This is a genomic window from Bradyrhizobium jicamae, from assembly GCF_018130215.1.
In the GTDB taxonomy this organism is placed as follows: Bacteria; Pseudomonadota; Alphaproteobacteria; order Rhizobiales; family Xanthobacteraceae; genus Bradyrhizobium; species Bradyrhizobium jicamae_A.
Genome location: NZ_JAFCKQ010000087.1, coordinates 1 through 11,545, shown reverse-complemented (window position 1 = coordinate 11,545; position 11,545 = coordinate 1). Strand labels below are relative to the sequence as shown.

The 11,545-nt window shown below is 57.1% G+C and carries 6 protein-coding genes and 1 pseudogene; 4 read left to right on the top strand and 3 right to left on the bottom strand.

Translation table 11 applies throughout. The annotated features are described in order from the left end of the window. The first annotated feature begins 410 nt into the window (after window positions 1-410). From JQ586_RS39375 to JQ586_RS39360, 4 genes and pseudogenes are all read left to right on the top strand, one after another. Window positions 411-665 (top strand): hypothetical protein, encoded by a 255-nt coding sequence (locus JQ586_RS39375; protein WP_212400011.1) that lies wholly within the window; start codon window positions 411-413, stop codon window positions 663-665. 2,515 nt (window positions 666-3,180) lie between these two features. Then, complete coding sequence (locus JQ586_RS39370; protein WP_212400010.1) at window positions 3,181-3,774, top strand: hypothetical protein; 594 nt, start codon at window positions 3,181-3,183, stop codon at window positions 3,772-3,774. Window positions 3,775-4,001: 227 nt separating this feature from the next. Further along, window positions 4,002-4,532: pseudogene (locus tag JQ586_RS41730) on the top strand (adenylate/guanylate cyclase domain-containing protein); the annotation flags it as partial. 2,990 nt (window positions 4,533-7,522) lie between these two features. After that, window positions 7,523-8,878, top strand: coding sequence for a tetratricopeptide repeat protein (locus JQ586_RS39360; RefSeq protein ID WP_212400008.1), 1,356 nt, complete (start codon window positions 7,523-7,525; stop codon window positions 8,876-8,878). Window positions 8,879-8,978: 100 nt separating this feature from the next. On the opposite strand, the gene tnpC is transcribed toward JQ586_RS39360, so the two are convergent. From tnpC to tnpA, 3 genes are all read right to left on the bottom strand, one after another. Then, window positions 8,979-10,457 (bottom strand): IS66 family transposase, encoded by a 1,479-nt coding sequence (gene tnpC, locus JQ586_RS39355; protein ID WP_212400012.1) that lies wholly within the window; start codon window positions 10,455-10,457, stop codon window positions 8,979-8,981. A gap of 123 nt (window positions 10,458-10,580) precedes the next feature. Beyond that, the gene (gene tnpB / locus JQ586_RS39350) at window positions 10,581-10,937 is read right to left on the bottom strand and encodes an IS66 family insertion sequence element accessory protein TnpB (protein ID WP_212400007.1); all 357 of its coding nucleotides are present in this window, start codon (window positions 10,935-10,937) and stop codon (window positions 10,581-10,583) included. Next, window positions 10,934-11,365 carry an IS66-like element accessory protein TnpA gene (tnpA, locus tag JQ586_RS39345; protein WP_212400006.1) on the bottom strand — a complete coding sequence of 144 codons (432 nt, stop codon included), beginning with the start codon at window positions 11,363-11,365 and terminating at the stop codon, window positions 10,934-10,936. The genes tnpB and tnpA overlap by 4 nt, the downstream gene beginning before the upstream one ends. Window positions 11,366-11,545 lie beyond the last annotated feature (180 nt).

Here is an 11,545-nt window from a genome sequence, read left to right as displayed (position 1 = left end):
GTTCACAACCGAAAAAGCTCGCGCCAAAATGGGCCGTGCCTACCCCAAACCCGCCGCCAAACTAGACCGAACTCAAACAGTCTGTGACGAGGTACTAGCCGGGGCGCCACTCTGACTTTGATCAAAAATCCTTTTGGAGCGCTTCCGCATTTGCAAAAATTCGAATATCTTCTCTTTCCGATTATCTGGGGTTGAAGGACAAATGCGTGATCCCGTCGCCGTTTGATCGTCGCCCGAGATCATTTAGCCGCCGCATGCAGAAACTCGCTAGCGCCGTGCGGTTGCGATCGACCTCACCGCCGACATCGGATGCGGGCCGAGGCTCTCGAGATCGGCCGGTCCGAAGCTGCCACATTTGAGCTCCGGCCGCAATGTAGCGAGCGTGGAACTATTTCGACTTGGACGCTGAGATGAGCGATAGACTCCCGTTGATTTACAACTTTGACGATCGTCTCTTTTATGCCGAAGACAACGTTGATGAGGTTTTCAGGGTCCGGGGCATTGGCCACTTCATGGCATTGGAGATTTGTAAATCCATCGTCGATGAACGACCGTGCCTCATTCGTCGAGCTGGCGACACCTTCCGCGCGACTGCGGTGCATCAGACCAGCGCAGAGGTGTTCGATCTGATCGTGCGCCGATCTAGGTTGGATATTGTTTCATGACGACCAAGAACTCGCGTCGCGACCGGAAGTTGAAGAGCGTTGTCCAGGTCATCGGAAAGACATCCTAGCGCTGCAAACCGCACCAGATCGCTCCGACGCTGCAGTCGCCCACCGGAAGAGAGCGCTGGCAAGTGCTGGGCCCGACGTCGGCTCGCGGCACTCGTCAGGCTTGGGCTTGCGCTCGGCGCCTTCGTGCTCACAGACTGACTTCCCGATTACAAAACCGTAGAAAAGCCTTCTCCCCAAAAAAGTAGCGCGAGCGCGCAAACAAACACGATCAACATCGGAAGAATTCTGAAGGTGCTACAGAATACGAAGCAACCGTCAGCCTTGGTGGCGAACGCCTCCGTCTAAGGCGGGGCCGTTGCCAAATCTAGTAATGTGGACACCGGCAGACAGCGTCACGCTGGTGCTCCACGTTCCGTCGCTGCCAACACTAATAGTACCGATTGTCGTAGTGGCACCATTAAGCTCGAGAAGCGTGACTACCGACCGGCGTCAGCCTGGGTTGCGGTCACGAGGCCCGAGTGACTAACGATCGTCACGAAGAGTGTCCACGATAATCATCTCGTCGGCGTATTGTCAGCGGGACCAAATATGGTCGCCTAGCGCAAACCAGCCGAGAGAAATAAGCCAACGTCATTTCACAGGTCGTTGATGACAGGTCCGGTGAGGGGCTTCTTAGCCGGAAGCATGTCATGCTTAGGAAAAATCGCGCTACCAATGCCGCCGCCGCTGTAGGGCGCTACCTGCTGATCTTTAGCACCGCCGGCCATCACACCGATGGCGGGTTCATAGCCGAGATCTCGTTGGTCCGCAGCGCCACGAGGTGGCTAAGGGATGGACGTTGCGGCGCGAGTAGTCTTTGCGGTCGCGTCCAAACCGCTCAATGACTCTACGATAAAGGAAGACGACCTAACAGTGGCGTGAGCATGACGACGCGATATCTTACCCTAAATCAATGGCTGATTGCTGTTCTTGCTTTACACGACGCTCGTCGGAGGCCTATCTATCTCGGCTTTGTTGCCGTCACGTGCAGATAGGATCGTGCAGATCCGGTTCTTGGCCTCATCCGCGAACATGAAGAGGCCAAGAATGCAGCAGCGGCAAAGGCCGCTGCTCAAATCTCTTCTGTTTGAAGATTTGCCGCGTCCTCATTGCAGGCGTCATGGCGTTCGGGTTCGCCACGTTGCTATTTGCTAAGCCTAATCGTGTCGCGAGCTCGACTGCCTCCCCCGCCGAAACCGCCGCGACAGCAATGTCCGACGGTTGCGACTTTGCAGGTGCTTTACGTAATTGTAAGGCCATCATGGCCGACCTTGCCGCGCGGCGCAGCGGCGCTGCTTCAGGACGAGCGGGCTTTCCGAAAATCTCTAACCAAACAAGCGCCCCAAGTGGACGGCGTGACGAGGGTGCTAAGAGCAACCTTAGCAAGTAGTTCGCTTATAGAAGGCGAATTCAACCGCCGGTAGCGAGGGGCTCGATCTTCTATATCTCCCAGCGAGTGGCTGTTGTCGGATGCCTAGTTTGGGACCTTCAGGGACTCGCAGAGAAGCAAGAGCGCCGGATCACATTGTAAGGATCAATGCCGCCTGAAATCACATCGGTCAGCCGCCGTGACGTAATGGTTGGGAGGACGAACAGCACGTAATGCAGCACCGGTCGATCCGGCGATCCGGACAACCCACAATAGGCCAGGGCATCTTGCGATTGCGCCAACAAGAGAGAAACTCCGCCAGACTCGCGCGGGGCTCTCAATGCGAGATACTGATGCAGCGTCAGACTTTGCAATGCAGCTGATCGCCGTGGACGCTGAGCCCCCCGCCACCGAGGACGCAACCGGCCGCGAACCCGAGCCGGTGGAGGAGATCCCCAATGCCACCCCCGCTCACCAGCTCGAGCTTCCTTCTCATCCAGTTCGGTATTGTCAACATTGCCGCGTGCCGCACGTTCCCTGTCGAATTTGGTCATAATCAAGCTCCTTTTGAATGGGGCGAGACCATCTCACTACCTGACACGCTCTTAGTCTCCTGCATCGGGTGAGCACCGTGATTGACCTCACAATAGGCCCTGAGCAAGCGGAACCCCTATTCCTTGGTCCACCAAGGTGGACCGGAATAGGTGCCAAAGGGCCAGTGCATTGATCATGGGCACGCGATATGGTCCGGCGGGGGCATGACGGCGCCCTCACCGGCAGGAGCTCGGGCAGCTCAACAACCTCATCGACCCAGATTACGAGTGGTTTGGGCGCGACTGTTGAAAGCCCTGCTCTTCAATGACGGGTTTTTCATCCAAACTTTCGGCTATCCCATTGATTTCTTGGACTCGAACTGGTTCGCTCGGGAATACCAACGATTTCAAACATTTGCCGCCATTCCTGCCGTGGTGTCCAAACATTTGGACCATGGGATACGCAGCAAATCCGAGCCTCAATCCCAGCAGTTTCCCGCATATAAGGCGATCATCCTGTCGGCTAAACTGCGACCTCTAACTCGTAGCATTGGGAGAACGAGTCGTGAACTTTTCGGAGCTTTGGCTGGGGCTGGGTTGCGAGTCCGGAGGCGAGATCGTCGGCGGCCTTGCTCAGCAACAAGGTGTGCTGTTTAGCTACGGCGACTTGCTGAAAACGCCCGCGCGTGTCCGCTCTTGCTCGATTGATCAGCGCTCGGCGACTGTTGGCGTCGGTCTTGGAGGCGCCGTCAGCATGAATTTTCTGATTGGCGTGAATGCTCCGCACGCGCAATTTTTTGGCCATCCGATGGATTGGGGAGCCGACTTTTCAGTTGATCTCGGGCTTTCCGGTTTAGGTCATTATGTCAGGAGCCTTCCAGAGATGATTGAGCTAGCTGCCATCGCAAAAAACTTCAATGGCGCGGGACTCAAGGCTGCAGAGGTTTTGACAAAATACGAAGCGAATCGAAGAATGATCAAGGATGCGTTCGAAGGTTTCGTAAAAAATGGCTCTCAGCTCCTTGCGGCGGTGGACCATCGCGCGGATATCATTTCGCTCCCGTTGCCTGGCGCGAGCTGGGGGCTCAGGCTATCGGTCAAGGCCAAATGGGAAGGCGTTGTCGTGACAGACACGGGCGAGGTTTCGTTCTTGATCTGATGTCGGCAAAACTTGCGGGGCATTGATCAAGAAGAGCGGCATTCATCGTAGATTTGCGAGTGGCGGGCGGGCGCTGATTCCGACCGGTACATTGCAGCTTGGGATTATTCGGAGCGGGGTCGACATGTTGCGACGTGAGTTTATAGCTCTTGTTGACGGCTTCTTGGTCCGTCTTTCGTGAGGGCCACAGATACTCGGATTCTATTTGACCTTTGAGAGGGCGGTCGGTGAAACGCAAGATCGCGGCCATACTCGCTGCTGATGTCGTTGGGTACAGTCGGCTCATGGCGGAAGACGAGGAGGAGACGATGCGTCGCCTTGTATCCTATCGAGCCGTTTTTGATGATTTTGTCACGAGAGCCGATGGTCGTATTTTCAATACTGCTGGCGACGCAGTCCTCGCGGAATTTCCGAGCGCAGTCGATGCTCTTCGGGCAGCGATTGATATTCAAGAGTCACTGCGAACCCGTAATTTAGGTTACCCGCCTAGCCGCCATATGGTCTTTCGTATTGGCTTGACAATTGGCGACGTGATGGAACGAGAGGGCGATCTTCTTGGTGATGGCGTCAACGTCGCTGCGCGGTTGCAAGGATTGGCTACTCCTGGCGGGGTATGTATTTCCAACTCAGTCCACGATCAGGTAGTCAACAAACTCTCGGTGTTTTTTAGCGATCTCGGCCCGCAAGAAGTCAAGAATATTCCGCGGCCCGTTCATGCTTATCGCGTTGAATTCGAGAAAAGATCCTCCGAAAAGGCAGTAAACGCCGATCCGGCGGCACACGCGGAAACAATTAGTCGGCATCGATCGGCCGAGGTTTTGGCGACGCTTCCGCTCGATGATTCAGAGAGGCAGAAGCAATGGCGAAGTCCAACAACCCTTGATGATGATGTTCCGCGGGCTCATGCATCGGCGCGATCATCTCGCAAGGTAGCGACGGCAATTGCCGCTTGCGTCATTTTCCTCGTTGCCGCGAGTGGCGTCGGGTGGTTGTGGGTATCGTCAAAACCACAGATCGCGGTGACGCTGCCATTAAGCGAAGCCAATCTTGTGAAAATTCTTGAGCCGGCTGTCAATGCGGACAATCGGACCGATCAGGTGCGCGAATATCCCAACACGAAACCACATCGCGCGCTGGTGATTGCACCGACTGCAAAGGTTGCGATAAGGACCGCGGGCTGGTCGACCAAAGAATTGGCCGTGGAGAGAAATATCGAGAGGTGCAGCCAATATTTTAACGAGGCGTGCGCCGTCATTGGGTCGGACGATATAATCTTTGTCCCTCGGGCCAGCGAAGGCTGGCCACTCCACGATGCACCTCGCGTCCATTATGCTGGTATCTTCAATCCGGAACGGATTCCGGCCCTGCGCGAAAGTGAGTTGCTGCGGCCAGACATCGCAGCTTATGCGACCCTCACTGGGCCAAAGGCGGCAGCCTTTCATGCACTCGGCATTCTCGTTCTGAAGACGAATGCGCCCGATCAGCGAAGCGCGGAAGCGAGCGCACTTGCCGAGTGCAATGCGAACCCGGCTAGATCCCCCAAGACATTAGGTGGCCCATGCTATCTCTATGCCGTTGGCAACCAGGTCGTGCTGCCCTTGCGGTCGACTCAGCCGATGACTGCGGCCGCGCCTCCGGTCTTGGATTTTGCCGCAGGACTAACATCAATTTTAGAAAAGGAAGTTCCCAAGGAATCGCCTCAGTCGCGCAAGGAAACCGTGGCCGCATTTTCCGCGTTACCCGTTCATCGGGCAATGGCCATCGCCCCAAGAGCGAGGGCGCATTGGCGAACCGGCGACTGGCCCTCGCGGCAAATTGCAGAAGAAAAGGTTCTTGAGAGGTGCTCGCAATTCTTCGACGAACCATGCGCAATCATCGCAACCGATGATTCATTGGGATCGCCAAAAGCTGATGGAGTGTGGATCACACGGGACGCGCCTAAGGTTCGCTACTCTGGGCCATTCAATCCTGAGCAAATACCGGGACTGCGGGATCAGCAATTGCAACGCCCTGAAGTCACTGGTTATGCAAATTTCACCGGCCCGAAGGCCGCTGCTATTCATGCTGAGGGAATCTTCACCGTCGTTAGGGGAACCACCAACCAACGGGCGGCGGAGGAACAAGCGTTAAATGACTGTAATGCCAATCCCGATCGGAAGAGGTCCGGAGGTCGTCCTTGTTTTTTGTATTCAATAGAGAACCGTGTCGTTTTTCCGCTGCGTCTTACATCAGCCCAAACCGTCGACATTCAGAGCCCTCAACAGACGCCAGCTCCGGGCCCAGCCGCCGACCCCGTATCCCTTCAATCGGCGCTGTTAGCTGCCATGGAAAACATTGCACCTGCAATGTCAGAGAAGATTCGCGTTCGAGAAGGATCTTTTTACGTTAGCTCTGGACGGCATAAGGCGCTGGCGATGCACCCGCCCTATGACAGTTGGCGGATCGCGTTGTTGCCGAATGAAAAAGTAGCAGAACAGGTTGCCCTAGAGGCATGCGAGATTCGGTATGGTGACTCGTGCATTCTTTTGGCGGTCGATGATAACATAAGACCACGCGCCTCAGATGGAGACTGGCAAAAACGTCCCATGCCGCGAGTTAGCTATGGTGGCGATTTTGACCCACAGCAAATACCGACCCTAAAGGATGCGGACCGCAGCCGGCCAGATGTAGCAAGCTACAGATCGACGACAGGTCCGAAGGCTTCAGCGCTCCACCCATGGGGACGTATTTTTGTCGTAACGAGCAGTAGCTCGCAATTCTCTGCTGAAGCGCGCGCGCTATCGGATTGCAATGAAGACCCGACGAGAGAGGGGCGGGACGGACCCTGTTGGTTGTACTCAGTTGGAGATCAGGTAGTGCTTCCGAAGCGGTCAAGGTTTCCGATCAGTGCAAAGTGATAGCGATAGAGTTTTTAGATGAGCGGGAGGCCCGTCGCTGCAGGTCTCATCGCTCGGCAAAATAAGAATGCCTATTTCCTATGACTGACGTCTAGCAGGAGCAATGCTTCGAGTATCCGAGTTGAACTCCCTTCAGGTCGGTCGCGGTTTGTGCTGTGACTTGTAACGACGCGCCACAAACCGGCGAGCGTTCCTAGAATTCGGAAAGGTAGAGCATCGGTTGGATTCAACCACGTTTCACTCATCTCGAGTGCGTCTCCCGCGATTTGTCCGACGGGGCGCTGGATGCCGCCGGCTTGGGCGCAGCGTTCCACGGCGGAGCCACATTCTTACCGCTCACAGTAAGCCAGGTCACATTAACGGTGTACTGCAAAAGCTATACTTTGTGGTCGACGAGCAGGGCTCCGAGGCTGCGGCAACAACCGCGATTTTTGAACGTTCCACCATAGCGAAGCCCGAGAGGATTAACTTGGTCAGTTTCGACAAACCCTTGTTTTCGCGGTCAAAGATCGTGCGAGTGGCTTCACTGTCGTGTCGGATTACGCGGGCCATATCCCAGACGCTCCATAGGCGCCCGACCTAGCACTGTGTTGTGCTGGACTCCGACTCGTCCAGGATTCTTCGGCCTGAGCCGCAATGCGGACGCTTCCCAAGGCAGCGGCAAGTCTCACGCTCCTGACCACAAGTCTGTTGGTTCTTGTACCAAACTTAATTCTTAATTCAGGCATGAGCGCGGTCGAACCTTCCCCTTAGCAAATGCGAGAAGACGGGAAGCCGTTCTGAGGCTATTATGGCAACCTGAAGTTGTTTCGATATGATCTACGGCAGCGGTGATCCATGGAGATACCCAGATGACACCAACTCTGCGAGGTACGCTCGCGGCTCTCGCCTTGACGTCGATCGTTTGGTTCGCGACGACACCCTCTGCGGCCGACGATGGAGATACCTGTGAAAAGGCTTCTGGTATCGAGGCCATAGCCGCGTGTACACGTGCGATTGATTCCGGTCGACGCAGCGGCCGTCGGCTTGCGGATCTTTTCAACATTCGTTGCTTCGAGTGGAACAGAAATCAAGAAAGTGACAAGGCCATTGCAGATTGCACCCGAGCGATCCAGCTCAATCCAATTCATGCAACTGCATACAACAACCGCGGCATCGCTTATAGCGCTAAAGGCCAATATGACTACGCCGTCGAAGACTATATGCGAGCGATCCGGCTCAACCCGAATAACGCAAATGTTTTCAACAACCGCGGTATCGCGTATAGGGCCGAGGGCCAATACGACCGCGCCATCGAAGATTATGACCAGGCTATCCGGCTTAATCCTCGCCACCCAGATGCATTCAGCAATCGCGGCATCGCCCATAGCCTCAAAGGCGAACAAGACAGCGCGATAGAGGATTATAATCAAGCGATCCGGCTCAATCCGAACCGCGCTAATGCATACAACAACCGCGGCATCGCCTATAGCGCCAAAGGCCAATACGGCCGCGCTATCGAGGATTATGACCAAGCAATTCGGCTTGATCCAAACAGCGCAGATGCATTCAACAATAGTGGCTTGGCTTATATCGCCAAGGGCCAATATGACCGCGCCATCAACGAGTTCGACCAAGCAATCCTGCTTAATCCGAATCACGCAGATGCATTCAACAACCGCGGCATCGCCTACAACGCGAAAGGCCAATACGACCGCGCCATAGAAGATTATAATCGAGCGATTCTGCTCAACCCAAACCACGCAAATGCATTCAACAACCGCGGCATCGCGTTTAAAAACCAACGTCAATACGACCGCGCCATCGAGGATTATGATCAAGCAATTCTACTCAATCTGAACCACGCAGATGCATTCAACAACCGCGGCATCGCCCACAGCGCCAAAGGCCAATACGACCGCGCCATCGAGGATTTTGACCAAGCTATCCGGCTTAATCCGAACCACACAGATGCATACAACAATCGCGGCCTCGTATATATTAACGCAAAGGCTCAATACGACCGCGCCATCGAGAATTTTAGCCAGGCGATCCGGCTTAATCCAAACCACGCAGTCGCGTACTACAACCGCGGCGTATCATGCGAACGGAAGAACGATCTGCAACGCGCGTTGGCGGATTTCAGAAAATTCTCTGAATTGGCCCCGTCCGATCCGGATGGTCCAAAGGCAGTTGAGCGCGTTACAAAGGCGTTGAGCGATCGATGACAGCTGTGTTTCGATGCACCATCGATCATAAGCCGCCATGACAACGGTGTCGCCTGTCGATTCTTCGCGCCATCTCACACCTGCACCGTAAGCGTCGTTCTCAGGCCACGGCTTTGAAGGCTTGATCTCGGTAGGCCCAGGGCAGTAGCTGGTCGATGTCGCGGTTTGGATGCCCGTTGACGATCCTTGTCAGGACGTCGGTGAGATAGGCGAGCGGATCGACGTCGTTGATCTTGCAAGTCTCGACCAAGGTTGCGACGACGGCCCAATGTTCGGCGCCCCCGTCGGATCCGGCAAACAGCGCGTTCTTGCGACTGAGCTTGATGCCACGGATTGATCGTTCGACCGTGTTGTTGTCGAGCTCGATGCGGCCGTCATCGATGAAGCGCGTTAAGCCTGGCCAGCGCGAGAGGGCGTAGCGGATGGCCTCGGCGAGCTTGATCTTCTGGCTGATGAGAGCCAGCTTGGCGCGCAGCCATACCTCGAAGGCATCGGCCAGTGGTCGGCTCTTCTGCTGCCGCACGAGGCGACGCTCCTCCGCGCTGCAGCCGCGGATCTCCTTCTCGATCGCATAGAATGCGGCGATGTGCTGCAGCGCCTCGCTCGCGATTGGCGCGGGGCCGGCTGTTGCGAGTTCGTAGAAGTTGCGCCGCATGTGCACCCAGCAGAAGGCGAGTTCGACCTCGCCACGTTCGGCAAGCTTTGGATAGGCGTTGTAGCCATCGACCTGCAGGACGCCTTTGAAGCCGGCAAGATGGCTGAACAGCCGCTCGGCTTTGCGGTCGGGTGCATAGACATAGGCAATGCCGGGCGGATCGAGGCCGCCCCAGGGCCTGTCGTCGGCGGCATAGGCCCAGAGCTGACCGGTCTTGGTGCGCCCTCGACCGGGATCAAGTACCGGCACCGTCGTCTCGTCGGCGAACAGCTTCGACCTCGCTCGAAGCACCGTGAGAAGGCGCTCATGCAGCGGGCGCAGATGGAAGGCGGCATGACCAACCCAGTCCGCCAGCGTCGAGCGGTCGAGTTGGATGCCCTGGCGGGCATAGATCTGAGCCTGCCGGTAGAGCGGCAGATGATCAGCATATTTGGACACCAGAACCTGGGCGACGGTTGCCTCCGTCGGCAGTCCGCCCTCGATCAGCCGGGCCGGAGCCTCGGCCTGCATGACGCCGTCCTCGCAGGCGCGGCAGGCGTATTTGGGACGCCGGGTGACGACAACGCGGAACTGCGCCGGCACCATGTCCAGCCGCTCGCTCTTGTCTTCGCCAATCCGGTGCAGGTCGCCCTGGCAGCACGGACAGGTCCTGTCGTCGATGTCGACCACGACCTCGATCCGCGGCAGATGCGCCGGCAGTGCCCCGCGATTGTTGCGGCGCTTGCGCGCCCGTTCGGTCCGGCCTTCCGGGGCTGTCTCGTCCTGACCGGCCTCGGCAGAAGCTGCGACCTGCTCGACGTCCTCGAGGCCCAGCAGCATCTGTTCCTCAGGAAGCGACTCCGCCTTCCGGCCAAAGCGATGACGCTGCAGCTCCTTGATGATCTGGCGTAGCCGCTCGCTCTCGTGCCGCTCGGCCAGCAGCATCGCCTTCAGCGTCTCGGGATCATCGGGAAGGTTATCGCTCACAGGCAAATCAGAGCATATTCGCGCCCGCCTGACGACGTGCTCGATGCTCCCTGATTCACTTCGCCGCAGCGCGGCCTACAATTATCCGGCTCGCGTCGGGGCGACCGTCTCCCGTACCGCGTGGACACGCCGCCAATCGAGCCCTTCGAGCAGCGCCGACAATTCCGCCGCCGACAAACGCATCACGCCATCCTCGATCTTTGGCCAATGGAAGGCGCCTTCCTCGAGCCGCTTGGCGAACAGGCACAAACCCGTACCATCCCAGAAGATCAGCTTGATCCGGTCCGCGCGCTTGGCCCGGAACACATAAACAGCGCCCGAGAACGGATCGGCTTTCATGTGCTCACGCACCAACATGGCGAGCCCCTCCATTCCCTTGCGGAAGTCGACTGGCTTGGTTGCCACCATCACCCGGACAGTTCCGGACGGACCGATCACCAGCTCGCCTTCAGCGCTTGGACTATGGCCGCAATCATCGCCACATCCGCGCCTCGGCCGACCCGGATCGTGACGCCTTCGGCTTCGATCTCGATGCCCCCGACATCCGGCTTGGCCTTGCGCCGCGCTGCCTTGCGCTCATGGCCAACCGCCACCGCCGATGCCGTGGCGTCTACCACCGCTGGTACAAACGGCGGATCATTAGCCATCGGCGTCGGCAACCGGCGCGCTTGCCGGCGCCAGGTGAACAATTGTTGTGGGGTCAGCCCGTGTCGCCGGGCGATCTCGGAAACGACCGCGCCTGGTACCAGCGTCTCCTCGACGATCCGGGCCTTGTCGTCCCTGGAGAACCAACGACGGCGTCCCGTCTCAGTGATCACTTCCAGCCGGCGCGCCGTCACGTCCGACTTAAGCGTATGGTCAAGCATAGACACAAGCCGATCCCTTCAAAGAGATCGTCAAACTCGCCTATCCCATGCGCCACGAGAAGGTGGGACCGGAACGACGCTCTGATGTCCTTTTGCAAGACCTAATCGCGCATCAATTTACCCGCGCCGATTTCTCGGTCGGTTCTCATCACTGAAGTGCCTATCGGAGGAGACGTGGCC

Excerpts from the sequence above, each read along its gene's own strand:
- JQ586_RS39375 (WP_212400011.1), top strand. The coding sequence starts at position 411 with ATGAGCGATAGACTCCCGTTGATTTACAACTTTGACGATCGTCTCTTT.
- JQ586_RS39360 (WP_212400008.1), top strand. The coding sequence starts at position 7,523 with ATGACACCAACTCTGCGAGGTACGCTCGCGGCTCTCGCCTTGACGTCG.
- tnpC (WP_212400012.1), bottom strand. The coding sequence starts at position 10,457 with ATGCTGCTGGCCGAGCGGCACGAGAGCGAGCGGCTACGCCAGATCATC.
- tnpA (WP_212400006.1), bottom strand. The coding sequence starts at position 11,365 with ATGCTTGACCATACGCTTAAGTCGGACGTGACGGCGCGCCGGCTGGAA.